Annotated in this window: 17 protein-coding genes; 11 read left to right on the top strand and 6 right to left on the bottom strand. The window is 67.3% G+C overall.

The genetic code is table 11. The features are described 5' to 3' along the window. Positions 1–7 precede the first annotated feature (7 nt). Positions 8–685 (bottom strand): YafY family protein, encoded by a 678-nt coding sequence (locus K3551_RS09665; protein WP_259912828.1) that lies wholly within the window; start codon positions 683–685, stop codon positions 8–10. A gap of 63 nt (positions 686–748) precedes the next feature. Here K3551_RS09665 and K3551_RS09660 point away from each other — a divergent pair, with 63 nt between their 5' ends. The 3 genes from K3551_RS09660 (at position 749) to mnmH (ending at position 2975) form a co-directional block, all read left to right on the top strand. Next, positions 749–1369, top strand: a complete 621-nt coding sequence (locus tag K3551_RS09660) for a glutathione S-transferase family protein (RefSeq protein ID WP_259912827.1) — start codon at positions 749–751, stop codon at positions 1367–1369. Positions 1370–1460: 91 nt separating this feature from the next. Continuing rightward, positions 1461–1883: a type II 3-dehydroquinate dehydratase gene (gene aroQ / locus K3551_RS09655; RefSeq protein ID WP_259912826.1), complete on the top strand. Its 423-nt coding sequence runs from the start codon at positions 1461–1463 to the stop codon at positions 1881–1883. Positions 1884–1922: 39 nt separating this feature from the next. Next, entirely contained in the window at positions 1923–2975 is a 1053-nt protein-coding gene (gene mnmH / locus K3551_RS09650; RefSeq protein ID WP_259912825.1) for a tRNA 2-selenouridine(34) synthase MnmH, read from the top strand. On the opposite strand, the gene selD is transcribed toward mnmH, so the two are convergent. The 4 genes from selD to K3551_RS09630 all read right to left on the bottom strand — a co-directional run bounded on the left by selD (position 2972) and on the right by K3551_RS09630 (position 7551). After that, positions 2972–5140 (bottom strand): selenide, water dikinase SelD, encoded by a 2169-nt coding sequence (gene selD, locus K3551_RS09645; RefSeq protein WP_259912824.1) that lies wholly within the window; start codon positions 5138–5140, stop codon positions 2972–2974. The two genes, mnmH and selD, sit on opposite strands and share 4 nt — an antisense overlap. A gap of 85 nt (positions 5141–5225) precedes the next feature. Continuing rightward, positions 5226–5612, bottom strand: coding sequence for a methylglyoxal synthase (locus K3551_RS09640; protein WP_259912822.1), 387 nt, complete (start codon positions 5610–5612; stop codon positions 5226–5228). 31 nt (positions 5613–5643) lie between these two features. Beyond that, complete coding sequence (locus tag K3551_RS09635) at positions 5644–6819, bottom strand: NAD(P)/FAD-dependent oxidoreductase (RefSeq protein WP_259912820.1); 1176 nt, start codon at positions 6817–6819, stop codon at positions 5644–5646. A gap of 9 nt (positions 6820–6828) precedes the next feature. Further along, positions 6829–7551 carry a FadR/GntR family transcriptional regulator gene (locus tag K3551_RS09630; RefSeq protein ID WP_259912818.1) on the bottom strand — a complete coding sequence of 241 codons (723 nt, stop codon included), beginning with the start codon at positions 7549–7551 and terminating at the stop codon, positions 6829–6831. Between the two features lie 115 nt (positions 7552–7666). Between K3551_RS09630 and K3551_RS09625 the strand changes: the two genes are divergently transcribed. Genes K3551_RS09625 through uxuA form a run of 5 tightly spaced genes read left to right on the top strand, consistent with a single transcriptional unit; the run spans position 7667 to position 13455 of the window. Next, complete coding sequence (locus K3551_RS09625) at positions 7667–8671, top strand: Gfo/Idh/MocA family protein (protein WP_259912817.1); 1005 nt, start codon at positions 7667–7669, stop codon at positions 8669–8671. Continuing rightward, positions 8668–9702: a Gfo/Idh/MocA family protein gene (locus K3551_RS09620; RefSeq protein WP_259912815.1), complete on the top strand. Its 1035-nt coding sequence runs from the start codon at positions 8668–8670 to the stop codon at positions 9700–9702. Before K3551_RS09625 ends, K3551_RS09620 begins: the two co-directional genes overlap by 4 nt. Before the next feature lie 2 nt (positions 9703–9704). After that, positions 9705–11039, top strand: coding sequence for a glucuronate isomerase (uxaC, locus tag K3551_RS09615; protein ID WP_259912813.1), 1335 nt, complete (start codon positions 9705–9707; stop codon positions 11037–11039). After that, on the top strand, positions 11036–12259 hold the full coding sequence (locus K3551_RS09610) for a mannitol dehydrogenase family protein (protein WP_259912812.1): 1224 nt from the start codon (positions 11036–11038) through the stop codon (positions 12257–12259). Before uxaC ends, K3551_RS09610 begins: the two co-directional genes overlap by 4 nt. Continuing rightward, a complete protein-coding gene (gene uxuA / locus K3551_RS09605) occupies positions 12256–13455 on the top strand; it encodes a mannonate dehydratase (protein ID WP_259912811.1) in 1200 nt (399 codons plus the stop codon). Before K3551_RS09610 ends, uxuA begins: the two co-directional genes overlap by 4 nt. Here the strand turns inward: uxuA and K3551_RS09600 are convergent. After that, on the bottom strand, positions 13448–14320 hold the full coding sequence (locus K3551_RS09600; RefSeq protein WP_259912810.1) for a MurR/RpiR family transcriptional regulator: 873 nt from the start codon (positions 14318–14320) through the stop codon (positions 13448–13450). The two genes, uxuA and K3551_RS09600, sit on opposite strands and share 8 nt — an antisense overlap. A gap of 115 nt (positions 14321–14435) precedes the next feature. Between K3551_RS09600 and K3551_RS09595 the strand changes: the two genes are divergently transcribed. The 3 genes from K3551_RS09595 to K3551_RS09585 are packed head-to-tail and all read left to right on the top strand — an operon-like array spanning position 14436 to position 17106. Then, positions 14436–15209, top strand: coding sequence for an N-formylglutamate amidohydrolase (locus K3551_RS09595; RefSeq protein ID WP_259912808.1), 774 nt, complete (start codon positions 14436–14438; stop codon positions 15207–15209). Further along, a complete protein-coding gene (locus K3551_RS09590; RefSeq protein ID WP_259912807.1) occupies positions 15197–15781 on the top strand; it encodes a TRAP transporter small permease subunit in 585 nt (194 codons plus the stop codon). The genes K3551_RS09595 and K3551_RS09590 overlap by 13 nt, the downstream gene beginning before the upstream one ends. Next, positions 15781–17106 (top strand): TRAP transporter large permease subunit, encoded by a 1326-nt coding sequence (locus tag K3551_RS09585; RefSeq protein ID WP_259912806.1) that lies wholly within the window; start codon positions 15781–15783, stop codon positions 17104–17106. Before K3551_RS09590 ends, K3551_RS09585 begins: the two co-directional genes overlap by 1 nt. The last annotated feature ends 126 nt before the right edge of the window (positions 17107–17232 follow it).

Raw genomic sequence — 17232 nt, 5'->3', positions numbered from 1 at the left:
GAACCGTTCAATGTCGCGCCGCATAGGCACGCAGCAACGGCACACGACGGGGGCGGAAACTGCGACCGTTCAATTCAGCGGCTTCGATCCCGCTGGCGTGGAAATGTCGCCAATCCTGCCGCAAGCAGCACCAGACCAGTACCATCAGCCTGCCGTGCGAATAGCTCATGCCCAGCGGCCAGACTTCGCGCTCCGTCACCCGCCCGGCCAGATCGCGATACCGCAGGGTCAGCGCGCGTTCCTCCCAACAGGCGCGCCGCAGCAAGGCAAGATCGGCGGTGATCGTCGCGGGCGCGCCGGACGGGTGGAAACTGCGCAGGACGGTATGCATCGCTTGCTGCGCCTGCCGATCCGGCAGCGTCGCGATGATCCGCGCCAGCGCCGATTGCCCGGCCTTCTCCAGGTCGCTGTCCCCCATCTGGCGCAGCTCCCCCACGGCCAGAACCAGGGCCTCGATCTCCAACTGAGAGAAACTTTGTGGTGGCAGGGCGGTGTCTTCGGTCAACCGATATCCCACGCCCGCCTCGCCGTCGATCAGGGCCCCACCGGCGCGCAACGTTGCAATATCGCGATACAACTGGCGGCGCGAAACGCCTGTTTCCACCGCCAGCCGCGCGGCGGTCAACGGCGCGGGCAAGCGGCGCAGCGCGTCCATCAAACGCATGAGTCTGTCTGCACGGGCCATAGTGACGGAATATGTCAGCAGTGGGCTGCTAGGGCGAGGTACAATCAACCCAGAGGACCGACCATGCCCACGCTTTTTCACGCCCCGAATTCCCGCTCCACCTCCATCCTCGTCCTGTTGGAGGAGATGGGCGTGGCCGATCAGATCGACGTGGTCGAGGTATCGGTGATCCGCAACGACGGCAGCGGTGCCCCGGACCCACGCAATCCGCACCCCGAAGGCAAGGTGCCCTATCTGGTCGACGGCACCGATCGGGTGCGGGAACGGGGGGCCATCGTCGCCTACCTGACCGACATGTTCCCGGATACGGGCCTTGGTCGCCCCGTCGGACACCCGCAGCGCGGCGCGTTCCTCAGCTGGCTGTTCTATTATCAAGGCGTGATGGAGCCGGTTCTCGTGCTGGACTGGGCCAAGATCGACCATCCCGCCGTGACGGGCACGTTCCGCACGCTCGACACCGTCTTCGCCCGCCTGTCAGAGACGCTGGACGCACAACCCTATCTGCTGGGCGACGACTACTCTGCCGTCGATCTGCTGCTGTCGAGCCCGTTTCAATGGATCCCCGATGCCGTGCCGGACCAGCCGTCGGTCCGGGCCTGGATCGACCGCTGCGCCAACAGACCGGCCCTGAAGGCCATCGTGCAAAAGGAACTGGCCCAGGCCACAGCCGTCACATCAGCCTGACCTGCTGCACGAACAGCGATCTTGCGGGCGGGCGCGCGGTTGGAACCCGCCGTCCACTCCGCTAGACAAGGCCAGCAACCAAGGTGTCGTCATGTCCAAGATCCTGATCCTCAACGGTCCGAACCTGAACCTTCTGGGCCAGAGAGAGCCGCATATCTACGGCTCCGATACGCTGGCCGACGTCGAGGCGCAGGCCCGCGCGCTGAACCTGGGCGATTTGACCTTTGCCCAATCCAATCACGAAGGCGCACTGGTCGACCTGATCCAGCAGGCGCGCGGCACGCAGGACGCAATCGTCATCAATCCGGGCGCCTACAGCCACACTTCGGTGGCGATCCTCGATGCGTTGTCGGCCTTCGAAGGCCCGGTGGTGGAGGTGCACATCTCCAACATCCACAAGCGCGAAGCGTTTCGCCACCATTCCTACGTCAGTGCCCGCGCCGAGGCGGTGATCGCCGGACTGGGGATCGAAGGCTATTTCGCCGCGCTCCGCTGGCTTGCGGCCCGGCTCTGACCCGTTGACGCCGGGCGGAAAACCGGGTCCACCCGCGCCATGGCCTATACCCTGACAACCCTGCCCGACGCCGCCCTGCCCTTCGATCAGGTGATCGATGTGCGCGCGCCGTCTGAATTCGCCGTCGACCACGTGCCCGGCGCGATCAACCTGCCGGTTCTGTCTGACGCGGAACGGGCCAAGGTCGGCACCGTCTATGTTCAGCAGGACCGCTTTCTTGCGCGCAAGATCGGGGCCGCGCTGGTCGCGCGCAACGCCGCCGCCCATATCGAGGGCCCACTGGCGGACCGCGACGGGGGCTGGCGACCGCTGGTCTATTGCTGGCGCGGGGGCCAACGCTCCGGCTCGTTCGCGTCGATCCTGGCGCAGATCGGCTGGCGGGTAGAGCTGATCGAAGGCGGCTATCGCAGCTACCGGCGGTTGGTGTCCCGCCTGTTGTATGACGATCCGCTGCCGGTCCGCCCGATCCTGATCGACGGTGGCACCGGCACCGGCAAGACGCAGCTGCTGGATCATCTGGCCCGCGACGGCGCGCAGGTCATCGACCTGGAGGGGCTGGCCAATCACCGTGGGTCCAACTTTGGTGGCTGGGCCGACGGTCAGCCCGCCCAGAAGATGTTCGAATCGCGACTGGCACAGGCGATCCACGCGCTAGACCCCGCGCGGCCCGTGTTCCTGGAGGCCGAGAGCAACGCAATCGGCACCTTGCTGATACCCCCCTCGGTCTGGCAGGCGATGAAGACGGCACCGGTTGTGCGCGTCACCGCCCCCGTGGCGGCCCGCGCGCGCTTCCTGACGACGACCTATCCTGATCTGACCGCAGATGCGGACCTGCTGGCGCGCCGCATCGATGCGCTGCGCCCTTATCAGCCGGGCGACATGATCGACGGCTGGCACGGTCTGGCCCGCGCGGGCGACTTTACCGCGCTGGCCGAAGGCTTGATCCAACACCACTACGACCCGCGCTATGCCCGGCCAGGCAAGGAAACCCGCCCGGACCTGGGCCTGATCGAGATGCCCGGCCTGACGGACGCCGACCTTGCCCAGGCCGCCGAACGCCTGCGCGACCTTGTGGGCGACGGATCGCGCTAGACGGCGCGCAGCATGGGCGGGCCCGCGCGAAAGGTTCCGATCCGCGCGGCTTGATGCCCCGCCGCGCGCAGTTGCTGCACCAATTGGTCGGCCCGGTCCGGTGGCACCGCCGCCAGCAAACCGCCCGCCGTCTGTGGATCGTGCAACAGCGGCACCGCCGGATGATCCGGCCCCACGACCGGGGCCGCGGCAACATTGGCTGGGTGCAGGGTCGACAGATGGCCGTCCTGTGCCGCCGTCAGCGCCCCGTCATAGATGGGCAGGCTGTCCAACGTCAGATCTGCCGCCACATCGCTGGCCCGGCAGATCGCCATCAGGTGCCCGGCCAGACCAAAGCCCGTCACATCGGTCATCGCACGGGCCCCGTGCAACAACTCTGCCGCGTCCCCCTGCGGGCGCGCCATCGCTTGCAGCATGTCCAAAACCTGTGCCCCCCGCGCGCGTCCGGCCATCTCGGCGACCAGCATCGTTCCGGTTCCCAAGGGCCGCGTCAGCAGGATCGCATCGCCTGCACGCGCACCAGAATGGGTGATCGGTGCCTCGGTCAGGCCGGTCAACGTAACGCCCAGCGTCATCTCGGCCCCCATGGTCGAATGTCCGCCAACCACGTCGGCCCCCGCCCCGCGCAGCACCTCTGACGCCGCGCTCAGGATCTGCTCCAATGTCCGGGCCTGCAAGGTTTCGGACATGCGCGGCAGGATCGCGTTGATCAACGCCGCCTGGGGCCGCGCGCCCATGGACCAGACGTCGCCCAGCGCGTGCACGGCCGTGATGCGGGCGAACAACTCCGTGTCGGCGGTAAAGGCCCGCAGGTGATCGGTCGTCAGAACCTGCCGCCCTGCCCCATGGGTCAGGATCGCCGCATCGTCACCGGGTGCCGACAGAATATCATCCCGCGCGGCGGCCGGCACCTGCGCCAGCGCGGCCGCCAAGGCCCCGCCCGTCACCTTTGACCCGCATCCACCGCAAAGCGGCTTTCCCATCTCGCGCACCCCGCGCGCCGTCTCCGTGGGATAGTCGGGGGTGGGCATCGCGGGCAGAGTGTTCAGCTTGTCCATGAAACTGCGGTCGATGTGGTCCTTCCACCGCCAAAGCCATGGTCCGGCAAACGCCGCCCCGCCCTTTTCCGCCAGAGCGGACTTTCCGCCCAGCGAAATCAACTTCAGATAGGATGTCTGGGGATGAAACGGCTTGACCCCGCCCATGCCCCGAAGGGTCGCGCGCAGGTTGTCGTGCAGCACCGGGGCCTGCCGCACCGCAAAGACACCGGCCTTGGGGCGCGGGGCGTGGGTCATGTGGGCGCAATCGCCGACCGCGAACAGATCGTCGTATCCCTCGACCCGCAGGCGGCTGTCGACGCGAATGAACCCGTCCTTCAACGGCAGGCCCGTGTCCGACAGCCAGGCGTGCGGACGGGCCCCTGCGGCACCGGTGACAAAGGCGGCCGGGACACTTTCACCGTCCTCCAACGCGACGTGATCCGCCGTCAGACGCGCCACACGCGCGCCCCCGCGAAAGGTGACCCCCTGATCGCGCAGCGCCTCTGTCAGGCGACGTCGCGTCGCCTCGCCCACACCCGTCAGGCGCGGCTCGGCTTCCAGCAGGGTGACCTGCGGATCGGACCCGTCGCGACGCAGCGCGTGGGCCATGGCCATCGCCAGCTCTGCCCCCGCGACGCCGCCGCCGATGACGGCGACATGCGGCGGCGCGTCACCCGCCGCCACATCGGCCCGAAAGGCACGCCAGCGGCGGGCGAACAGATCCAGCGGTTTGGCCCCCGTGCCATGGTCCGCAAAGCCCTCGATCTCGGGCATTTCGGCATGGATGCCCACGTCGATCGAGGCCACGTCATACCGCAATGGCCCGCGTCCCGGCACCGTCGCCACCCGCGCCCGTGCGTCCAGTGCGGTCACCGCCCCGTCGATCAGGGCCGCGCCCGCGAACCGGGTCAGCCGAACCAGATCAATGTCCAGATCATCGCGGCCATAGTGCCCCGCGACATGTCCTGGCAACATCCCCGTGTAGGGGGCCGTGGGCCCTGGATTGACGACCGTCACACGCACCCCCGGCAAGGGGTTCATGCCCCATCTGCGCAGCACAAGCGCATGGGCATGCCCCCCGCCGATCAACAACAGGTCGCGCGTCAGGGGCAGATCGGGGGGCATGGCGTCTCTCGGCGTGGGGGCTTTCGCACCGGTCTATCATGCCGACACCCGCGCGCCAGCGGCCGCACGGGGACGTGATGGTGGCTCAGTTGGTGTGCGCCAGCTTTGCAAAGCCCGGCGAGGCGACGATCAGATCAGCCGTCGCCGCGTTGCAGGCCATGGGAATGTCATGGACGATGGCAAGCCGGGTCAGCGCCTTGACGTCAACGTCATGGGGATGCGGGGACAGCGGGTCGGTAAAGAACACCAGCAGGTCGATCCGCCCCTCGACGATCAGGGCTCCGATCTGTTGGTCGCCGCCCAACGGCCCGCTTTCGACCAGATGCAGGTCCAGCGTGGGGCACCGTTCCTTCAGGACGCCGCCGGTGGTTTTCGTGGCGACGCAGCGATGATCCGAAAGCGCGGCCTCGTTGGCGGCGATCCAGGTGGCAAGGTCGGGTTTCTTGCGGTCGTGTGCGATAAGAGCAATCATACCCGCGACCCTAGCAGGCCCCGCGCCGGTGTCACCCCGCCGACGCACGCGCAGCGACCGCAACGCCCGCCGCATGGCCCGACGCCCAGGCCCATTGAAAGTTGTAGCCACCCAGCCAGCCGGTCACATCCACCGCCTCGCCGATCACATAAAGGCCCGGCACCGCCCGCGCCTCCAGCGTCTTGGAGGACAGCGTGTCGGTGTCGATACCGCCCGCCGTTACCTCGGCCTTGGCATATCCCTCGGTTCCCGTGGGTCGAAACGTCAGCCCGGTCAGCACCTCTGCCGCGCTGTCCAGATCCTTGTCGGAGGCATTGGCCAACTGCTTGGTCAAGCCGATCCGTTCGGCCAATGCCTCGGCCAGGCGACTGGGCAGATGATCGGACAAGGCGGCCTTCAGGTGCGCGCGCGGCATGGCGCGGCGGGCGGCGCGCAACTTGTCGCCCGCGCCCGGCAGGACGTTCAGCGACAGGCTGCCGCCGGGCCGCCAATAGGACGACACCTGCAGGATCGCGGGGCCGGACAGACCACGGTGGGTGAACAACGTCGCCTCTTCGAAGCTGGCCCCGCCCGCCTGCGCAACCGACGGACAGGACACGCCTGAAATGGTGCGGAACAACATCTGATCCTCGCCCAGGGTCAGCGGCACCAGCGCGGGCCGTGGCGGCACCACGGCCAAGCCGAACTGTCGCGCCAGATCATAGGCCACGCCGGTCGCGCCCATCTTGGGGATCGACGGCCCGCCGGTGGCAATCACCAACTGCGGCGCGCGGGCCCCCGCGACATGGAACTGGCCGCCGTCGTGACGCACCTCGCCCAAAGGCGTGTTCAGTCGCAGATCCACCGCACCCTTTTGACATTCATCCAACAGCATGGCCACGATTTGCCGGGCCGAGCCGTCGCAGAACAATTGCCCCAGCGTCTTTTCATGCCAGGCAATGCCGTAGGCCTCGACCAGTGCCAGGAAATCCCACTGGGTATACCGGCTGAGCGCGGATTTCACGAAATGAGGATTTTCCGACAGAAAACACCCCGGCTCCACCCCCATGTTGGTGAAGTTACAGCGCCCGCCGCCGGATATCAGGATCTTCTTGCCGGCCTTCTCGGCGTGGTCCATCAGCAGGACGCGCGCACCCCTTTGCCCGGCGGTGGCCGCCGCCATCAGGCCCGCGCCCCCGGCCCCCAGAATGATCACGTCATAGGTCACGCGCGCGGTCTACGCCGCGCCGCCGTCGCCCGCAATCGCCCGATCCTCGCGGTCGGGACCACGCAGAAGGACGCGGCGCACGTCGACCAGATGCGCCTGCATGCGCGCCCGCGCCACGGCCCCGTCCCGCGCCGCCAGCGCGTCCAGAATGGCGCGGTGATGGGTCAGGGCGGTGTCGTCGTCACCACCAAACAAGCCAGTCAGGGTACCCATGCGTTCGAACATCGGGCCGAACATCTGAGACCAGAGATCGTCGACGATCCGCACCAGGGGGTCGATGCCGGTCGCCTCGGCCAGGGCCAGATGAAAGGCGCGGTCGGCGGCGCGGTGGCTATCGCGGTCGGTGGCCTGGGCCATGGCCGCGACCGTGGTTTCGATGGCGCGCAGGCGCGCGGCGTCCATGGCCTGTGCCGCGCGGGCCGCGACCTCTCCCTCGATCAACTCGCGCGCGTCCAGCAGCTCCAGCGGGCCTGCCCCCAGATCGGCTGGGTCGGGCATCGCGCCCTCGGCGACATAAATGCCAGAGCCGGTGCGGATCACCACCTGACCTGCGATTTCCAGTGCGATCATCGCCTCGCGCAGGGTGGACCGCGCGACACCAAGGCGCAGCGCCAGTTCCCGCTCGGGTGGCAGACGGGTGCCGGTGGTCAGCCCCTCGGACAGGATCATGGCCACCACACGGTCGGCCACCTGTCGATACAAGCGCGGCGGGAGGGGGCTGACTGATGACATAAGGGGGCCTGCGGGATCGGGTGGACACAGCATAGCAGGGAAATTGGTCTTGCCAATTATTCAAGGCTTGACCAATGTCGGCAAAATTGGACGGACCAATTCCGCAGGAGCTTCCATGACCCTCCGCATCGCCGCGCTCGGGCTCGATCACAGACACATCTATGGCATGTCGCAGGGCATGCTGGACGCCGGGGCCACATGGCGCGGCTATTGGACCGACGGCGCGCCCGCGCCGCTGGCGGGGTTCGTGGAACGGCATCCCGACGTGCCGCGCTGCGCCACGGTGGCAGAGGCGCTGGACGGCACCGACCTCGCCCTGATCGCGGCGGCCCCCGCCGATCGCGCCCGCCTGTCGATTGACGCCATGGAGGCAGGCTGCGACGTGATGCTGGACAAGCCCGGCTGCCTGACCGCGGCTGAACTGGCCGAGGTCCGCGCCGTGCAGGCCCGCACCGGACGCATCTGGTCCGTGAATTTCTCGGAGCGGTTCGAGGTGCCCTCCACCACTCTCGCCGATCGTCTGCTGGCCCAGGGTGCCATCGGGCGGCTGATCGCGTTGACCTCGCAGGCCCCGCATCGCCTGAACGCCCACATGCGCCCTGACTGGTTCTGGGACGCCCCGCGCTATGGCGGCATCATCGGCGACATCGGCACCCATCAGATCGACCAGTTCCTGCACTATGCCGGGACGCTCGACGCGAAGATCGTCCACGCCAGCGCCACGAACCTGGCCACCCCGGACCGCCCGCGTTTTCAGGATTTCGGAGAGATCCTGCTGCAGGCCGGTGATGTGCGCGGCTATGCGCGGCTGGATTGGTTCACGCCCGATGCCCTGCCGACCTGGGGCGATGGTCGGCTGACGCTGCTGGGCACCGAAGGCTACATCGAACTGCGCAAATACGTGGATGTGGGCCGCGCGGGAACCGACCATGTCGTGCTGGTCAACAAGGACACCTGCGAGACGATGGATGCCGCGGACGCGGGGCTTCCCTATTTCACCCGTCTGGCGGCGGATGTGCGCGACCGGACGGAAACAGCGGTCGCGCAGACCCACACCTTCCGCGTGATGGAGCTTGCCATAGAGGCACAGCGCCTGGCCGACGCAGGACGCGGGTCGTGACGTTTCGTTTCGGTCTGATCGGGGCGGGCATGGTGGCCGGGGCGTTTCACCGGGCGGCTGCCGCCTCGGATACCGTCGCCATCGCGGGCGTCTATGCCCGCAGGCAGGCGGCACGTGACACTGTTGCCGCCGAGCAGGGATGCAAGACATACGACAGTCTCGACGCGCTGATCGCGGACGCCCCCGATGCCGTGATCGCGACGACGCCGCCAAATGCCCGTGCCCAGATCGTCGCGGCCTGTGCCGCCGCAGGCGTCCCGCTGCTGACCGAAAAGCCGTTGGAACGGGACAGCGCCTCGGCCGAGATCCTGATCGCGCAGATGGGCGACGTCCCGTTCGGCGTGGTCCTGCAACACCGGATGCGTCCCGCCAGTCAGGCGGCAAGGCGTCTGATCGCGGACGGCGTGGTCGGGGCCGTGCGGATGCTGCGCGTGGATGTGCCCTGGTGGCGGGATCCTGGCTACTATGCGGCACCGGGGCGCGGCACCTTTGCCCGCGACGGCGGTGGCGTGATGCTGACCCAGGCCATCCATGCGCTGGACCTCGGGCTTTGGCTGGCGGGCGACGCGGTCGCCTCGGTCCAGGGCCAGACCAGCCGCGCCGTCCACGACCTGGAGGCCGAGGATACCGCTGTCGCAGGGATGACCTTTGCCGGGGGGGCCACCGGCGTCTTTACCGCGACCACCGCCGCCTTTCCGGGTCACCCCGAAACCATCGAAGTGACCTGCGATGCGGCGACCCTGCGGCTGGCGTCTGGCCAGTTGACGGTTCTGCACCGGGACGGGCGCGTGGATCATGTGGGGGAAAAGGGCGGCACCGGGTCCGGGGCGGATCCCATGGCCTTTCCCCACGACTGGCATCAGGCGGTCATGGAAGACTTCGCCAGCGCCGTGCGCCAGGGTCGCCCCCCCGCCATCCCCGCGCAGGCCGCGATGGCGGTGCACCGCACAATCGATGCCATCGCCAGGTCGGCGCGCGACGGCACGCGCGTCACCTTGCCCGCCCCGACAGACCCACAAGCAGGAACCTGACGATGCTGTACGAGACAATCCGCGACCTGCCCATCCTGTCCCCGCATGGCCATACCGTGCCGGAGTGGTTTTCCCAGGACCGCGCCTTCAGCGACCCGGCCGACCTGCTGATCGTGCCGGATCATTACGTGTTTCGCATGCTCTATTCGCAAGGCATCGGGTTGGATCGCCTGGGCATCGGACAACCGCCCGAGGCGCGCGACCCCCGCGCCATCTTTCGCCTGCTGGCCGAAAACTGGCACCTGTTTCTGGGCACCCCGTCGCGGGGTTGGCTGGACCATACGCTGCGCGAGGTTTTCGGCATCCGGGAAACGCTGTCGGGCGCAACCTCCGATGCGATCTACGACGCCATCGACGCGGCGCTGGCGACCGAGGCCTTTCGCCCCCGCGCCCTGCTGGACCGGTTCGGGATCGAAGTTCTGGCGACGACCGACGCCGCGCTGGACGACCTGTCGGCGCACGCCGCCTTTGCAGCGTCCGGACAGCGGTGCCGGCTTTTGCCGACCTTCCGGCCCGATGCCGTTCTGAACCCCGCGGCGGCGGCCTGGGCCGAGAACATGACCCGGCTGGGTGCCATGACCGGCGAAGACACGGCGACCCTGTCGGGCTATCGCGCGGCCTTACGGGCGCGGCGTCAGCACTTCATCGCCCACGGGGCCACGGCCACGGACCACGCCATCGACCGGCTGGAAACGGTGTGGCTGGATGACAGCGTCGCGCAGGCGTTGCTGGATCAGTGCCTGACCGGGCGGGCCGACGAGGCGGCGCAGCGGCAGTTGCACAACCACATGCTGATCGAAATGGCGCAGATGTCGGTGGACGATGGCCTTGTCATGCAGCTGCACGCCGGATCGCGGCGCGGCACGAACGCGGCGCTGGCCGACCGCTATGGCCCGGACATGGGGGCCGACATTCCCCTGCCCCAGAACTGGGTCGAGGGGGCGCACGGCCTGTTGAACCGTGTCGGCAACGATCCCCGCCTGACCCTGATCGCCTTTACCCTGGACGAGAGCGTCTATGCCCGCGAACTGGCCCCCATGGCCGGACATTGGCCGGCCCTGCGCCTTGGTCCGCCCTGGTGGTTCCACGACAGCCCGAACGGCGTGCGCCGCTATCTGGACCAGGTGGTCGAAACGGCGGGATACTACAATCTGGCCGGGTTCAACGACGACACGCGCGCCCTGATGTCGATCCCGGCCCGCCACGACATGTGGCGCCGCGCCGTCGCCGCGCATCTGGAGGATCAGATGCGGGCCGGTTACTTTGGCCATGCCGATGCGGAACGGCTGGCCATGTGGCTGGCGACCGGCGCAGCACAGGAGGCGTACCGCCTATGAGGATCGTGCACCTGGGCCTTGGGGCCTTTCACCGTGCCCATCAGGCCTGGCACATCGCGCAGGCCAACGCGGCAACCGGCAGCGCGTGGCGCATCGACGGCGTGTCCCTGCGTTCCGCCAGCGTGCGCGACGCGCTGGCCGCAGACGGCAACCGCTACGCCCTGGAAATCGCGGACGCGGACGGGCGGCGTGTCGAGGTTCTGGACCTGATCGACAGCATCACCGTCGCGCCCGAGGCACCGGATCGCGTGGCCACCTTGATCGCGCGACCAGTGACGACGGTGGTCACCCTGACCGTCACCGAAAAGGCCTATGCCCTGCGCGCCGACGGCACACCGGATGCCGCAGCCCTGGCCGCAGACGCCGATGCCCTGCGCGCGGGCGGCACCCCGGCCACGATGGCCGGACACCTGCTGGCGGGGCTGGTCCTGCGCGACGCCCCGATGACGGTGATGAGCTGCGACAACCTGCCGGACAACGGGGCCAAGCTGCGTGCCGTGCTGCTGCACCTGGCGGCGGCTGCGGGCCTTCCGGCAGACACCGTCACGCGCCACGCGTTTCCCTCTTCCATGGTTGACCGGATCACACCCCGCGCCGATGCGGCACTGCGCGACCGAATGCAGGCAGCGGGGCACCCGGCCTCAGCCCCGGTCGCGACCGAAGCCTTTTCCGAGTGGGTAATCGAAGACACCTTTGCCGGACCCGTTCCCGATTTCGCTGCCGGCGGCGCGCAGGTCGTGGGCGATGTGCGTCCGCACGAGTTGCGCAAGCTGCGGATGCTGAACGGGGCGCATTCGACCCTGGCCTATGCGGGCCTCAACAAGGGGCTGACCTATGTGCACGAGGCGGTGGCCGACCCCGATCTGGCGGCGCTGGCCCGCGCCGTCATGCAAGAGGCGGCAAGCACCCTGCCCGACCCCGTGCGCGCACAGGCCCCGGCCTATGCCGATGCCTTGATGACGCGCTTTGCCAATCCGCATCTGCACCACGCTCTGGCTCAGATCGCGATGGACGGGTCTGAAAAGCTGCCGATCCGGATCCTGCCCACGATGGCCGCCCGCACCGATAGCCCCGCCTGCGCGCGCGCGCTGCTGGAATGGACCGGCTGGCTGGACGGCGAATTCGCCGCAGGACGCAGCCCGGACGATCCCGCCGCAGATCGGCTGCGCGCGGGCCGTGCCGCAGGAGACGATGCCGAAACCTTGCTGGAGGCGACATGAAAGCGACTTGGAGATGGTTCGGCCCCCACGACAGCGTGCCGGTCGAATGGATGGAACAGGCCGGCGCGCGGGGCGTGGTCAGCGCCCTGCATCACATCCCGCCGGGCACCGTATGGACCGACGCAGAGATCGCAAAACGCAAGCAGGACATCGCGACCCGAATCGACGGCGCGCCGTCCCGGCTGCGCTGGGACGTGGTCGAAAGCCTGCCGGTTTCCGAAAGGATCAAGACCCAGACGACCGGCTGGCGGGACCATATCGACGCCTATCGTCACAGCCTGGAGGCCATCGCCCGCGCCGGGATCAAGGTGGTCTGCTACAACTTCATGCCGGTGTTGGACTGGACCCGCACCGATCTGGCCTGGCGGTTGGACCACGGCGGTACCGCCATGCGTTTCGCCGCGGCGGATTTCGCGGCCTTCGATCTGCATGTCTTGAAACGCCCCGCGGCGGTGGACGACACCCCTGCCCCCCTGCGCGCGGCAGCGGCGGAACGGATTGCGTCCATGGACGACACCGCGCAGGCGCGGCTGGCCGCGAACCTTGTGATGGGCCTGCCCGGCGGGCAACCCGGCCTGACGCTGGACGAATTGCGCAGCCATCTGGCCACCTACGATTCGATCTCGGCCGAGCAGCTGCGCCGCAACCTTGCCGATTTCCTGGCCGAAGTCGTGCCGACCGCCGAACGATTGGGTCTGCGGCTGTGCTGCCATCCGGATGATCCGCCCTGGCCGCTGCTGGGCCTGCCCCGCATCGTCTCGACGCTGGACGATTATGTCGCTCTGACGGACGCAGTCGACAGCCCGGCCAACGGGGTCACCCTGTGCTCGGGGTCGCTGGGCGCGCGGGCCGACAATGACCTGCCCGCGATGATGCGGCGGCTGGGCTGCAAGGTTCATTTCATCCACCTGCGCAACACCACCCGCGAGGATGGATTGGGCAGCTTTCACGAGGCCGAGCATCTGGGCGGTGACACCGACATGCCCGCGCTGATCAGCGAAATCCTGGCCGAGGAAACCCGCCGCCGCGCCGCCGGTCGAACCGACGCAGAAATTCCGTTCCGTCCTGACCACGGGCAGGACATCCTGGATGACCTGACCCGGCAGACGCAGCCCGGATATCCGGCCATCGGGCGGCTAAAGGGCCTGGCGGAGCTCAATGGCGTGATCGCCGGGCTGACCCACGCGCTCAGGTGAATTTGCGGAACAGGCGGGTGCGGTCAAAGGTTTCCTCCAACCGTTCCATGCGGACGCGGGTGTCGTCCCAGTTCACGTCCTGCACGGCAGAGATCAGCGTCTCGACCAGCAACAGGATCGCGGCGACGGAATCCCAGGCCGAGGGCACGACGATCGGGCTGGCAAAGGTGACGCCGGCCAGCTGCTGAACCGGCGATCGCCACTGATCTGTGAACAGCACGATCTCTGCCCCCTTTTCATGGGCCATCTCTGCCAGCTTTTGCGTGTTCGTCTCGTAGCGCCGGACATCGAAGATGACGACGACATCGCCTGCCTCAACCTCCAACATGTAGTGGGGCCAGGTGCTGGACGTGGATTGGATATGCGTCACCCGTGGGCGGATCACCTGCATGTGCAGGAACAGGTATTCCGCCAAAGTATGCGTAATCCGCCCCCCCACGATGAACAGCCGCCGCGTGGGGTCGGCCACCAACGCACAGGCCGCGTCAAACCGGTCCGGGTCGATCTGCGCCAGTGTGCCCCGGATGTTGTCGATCGCCGCCTCGGTAAAGCGGTTGAGGATATGACCGGACGGCGCGTTTTCGGCCCAGGTGTCATGCTTGGCGATGGGGTTCTTGGCAGTGGCACGCAACTCCTCGCGCAGCTCGGCCTGGAAATCCGCGTAGCCCGAAAACCCGAGCTTGCCGACCATCCGCGCCACCGTCGGCACCGAGACGTCTGCCGCCTTGGCAAGCGCGGCCAGGGGACCCAGGCCGGACGCAGGGTAACTGGCCAGGATCGAGGACGCCAATTGCCGTTCTGCCCGCGTCAGGGTGTCGAACTGCTTGTGGATCCTTTCGGCGATTGTCGGGCCCTGGGTCGCCATGCGTGCCTCCGTTTTGATCGACAATATATCAGAATCCACGTCCGTGATAGAAATTTATCAGAATCTGATTGACAGGACGGGCGCCGGACTGAAACCTGCCTTCGAAGGGGTAAAGATGGCTCAGGCAATCGGGAACATCGACAGCGTTGCGGTCACGCGGGCGGAGGGCACCTCCTGCGCTGTGGTGGTCTGCGAACATGCGGCCTGTGCGATCCCGGATGCCTACGGCGATCTGGGTCTGGATGCGGACGCGCGGCGCAGCCACATCGCCTGGGATCCCGGTGCCCTGCCGGTGGCCGAACGGTTGGCGGCGCGGCTGGACGCCGTGCTGGTCGCGGGCACCGTGTCGCGGCTGGTCTATGATCTGAACCGCCCCCCCGAGGCACCAGATGCCATGCCCGCCATCAGCGAAACGACCAGGATCCCCGCCAACGCGGCCCTGTCACAGGCAGACCGTCTTGCGCGAACCGCCCGCTGGTACGATCCGTTCGAGGCCGAACTCGCAACCCAGATCACCCGGCGTCAGGCCCCCCTGCTGGTGACGATCCACAGTTTTACGCCGGTCTACAAAGGCCGACCGCGCACGGTCGACATCGGCGTTTTGCACGGCGAGGACGCGCGACTGGCCGATGCCATGCTGGCCTGCGCCGCCGCTCACACCGGCGCCGACGTCCAGCGCAATGAACCGTATGGTCCCGGTGACGGCGTGCTGCACACCTTGCTGCGCCATGCCGTGCCACAGGGCCACCCGAACGTGATGATCGAAATCCGCAACGACCTGATCGCCACCCCCGAGGCGCAGACCGCCATGGGCGACATGCTGGCCGGATGGCTGACCGACGCCTTTGCCGCGACTGGCCTGCCCGGAGACGTCGCATGCTCGGCCTGATGCGCGGCTACATCCGCGTCGTGGACACCGTGAACCGCCGGATCGGACGGATCATGATGTACGGAATTTTCGTGCTGATGGGCATCCTGCTGTGGTCCTCGGTGTCGAAGACGTTCTTTCTGCCATCGCTCTGGACGTTGGAGGCGGCGCAGTTCGCCATGGTCGCCTATTACATCCTGGGCGGGCCCTATTCGATCCAGCTGGGGTCGAACGTGCGGATGGATCTGCTCTATGGTGGCTGGTCGGCGCGGCGAAAGGCCTGGTTCGACCTGCTGACCGTCTGTTTCCTGATCTTCTACCTTTGCGTGATGCTTTACGGCGGGGTGGCCTCGCTGGCCTACGGGCTGGGCTACTTCGGCTCCGCGCCGTTCTCCTTTCTGGGCGGGTTGGCAACCGGAGGCAGCGAGATCGGCTTCATGGAACGCTCCTCCACCGCCTGGCGGCCCTATCTCTGGCCGATCAAGGCGGTGATGGTGGCGGGCCTGCTGCTGATGCTGCTGCAATGCCTGTCTGAGCTGTTCAAAGACGTGCTGATCCTGCGCGGCGTCCCCCCAGAGCGAGAGTCCGCCTGATGCCCTATGAGTTGATCGCGACGCTCATGTTCTCGACCATGATGCTGATGCTGCTGACCGGGCAGCGCGTGTTCGGGGCCATCGGTTTCGTCGCCGTCATCGCGGCACTGCTGCTTTGGGGGGATCGAGGCGGGTTCGACATCGGGTTTTCGGCGGCGATGAAGCTGATGAAATGGTATCCGCTGCTGACCCTGCCGATGTTCATTTTCATGGGCTACGTGCTGTCGGAAAGCAAAATCGCGGACGATCTCTACAAGATGTTCCATGTCTGGATGGGCGGCCTGCGCGGCGGGTTGGCGATCGGGACGATCGGGTTGATGGTCCTGATTTCGGCGATGAACGGGCTGTCGGTGGCGGGCATGGCGATTGGCGCGACCATCGCCCTGCCGGAGTTGCTGAAACGGGGCTACGACAAACGCATGGTCACCGGTGTGGTCCAGGCAGGGTCATCGCTGGGCATTCTTGTGCCACCGTCCGTGGTGCTGGTGCTCTATGCGATGATCGCGCGGCAACCGGTGGGACAATTGTGGCTGGCGGGTGTGATCCCGGGTCTGATGATGGCCGCGATGTTCGTGATCTACATCGCTGTCCGCTGCCGGCTGCAACCGTCGCTGGGCCCCGCCCTGCCCGCCGAGGAGCGCGACCTGCCGCGCGCCGAAAAGATGCGCCTGCTGCGCGCGGGCCTTTTGCCGCTGATCATCTTTGCGACGATGATGGTGCCCTTCGTGCAGGGCTGGACCTCGCTGGTCGAAAGTTCCGCCATCGGTGCCCTGGCGGCGTTCATGGCCGCCGTCGTCAAGGGACGGATGACGCGGCAGGTGTTCGAGAATTCGGTCCGCAACACGCTGGGCATCACTTGCATGTTCATGTGGATCATCCTGGCGGCATTGGCCTTTGGCGCGGTCTTCGACGGGCTGGGCGCGGTCAAAGCAATCGAGAGCCTGTTTACGGAGCAGCTGAACCTGTCCCCCTGGATGATCCTCATCCTCATGCAGCTCAGCTTCATCCTGATGGGGACGTTCCTGGACGACACGGCCATGCTGGTGATCGTCGCGCCCCTTTACGTGCCGCTTGTCGGAGAGCTGGGCTTTGACCTGATCTGGTACGGAATCCTCTATACGATCACGACGCAGATCGCCTACATGACGCCGCCCTTCGGCTATAACCTGTTCCTGATGCGCGCGATGGCCCCGCCTGAAATCTCGCTGCGCGACATCTATGCGTCGATCACGCCTTTCGTGGCGGTGATGGTGGGGGCGCTGGCGCTGGTCATGATCTTCCCCGGTCTCGCGACGTGGTTGCCGGGGGTGATCTATGGAAACTGAGCGCCCCGCCACCCGGCCCGCACACCATCCACAGCAGATAATCGGGGCACCTGCCCCACTCCGGGCCCCTCCGAGGAGGGCCGAACAGACCGCAAAGGTCGATCCCGGCACCCCAACCGCAGCAAG

Origin of the sequence: Jannaschia sp. M317, from assembly GCF_025141175.1 — a bacterium.
Taxonomy (GTDB): domain Bacteria; phylum Pseudomonadota; class Alphaproteobacteria; order Rhodobacterales; family Rhodobacteraceae; genus Jannaschia.
This window is presented reverse-complemented; position numbering and strand designations above follow the sequence as displayed.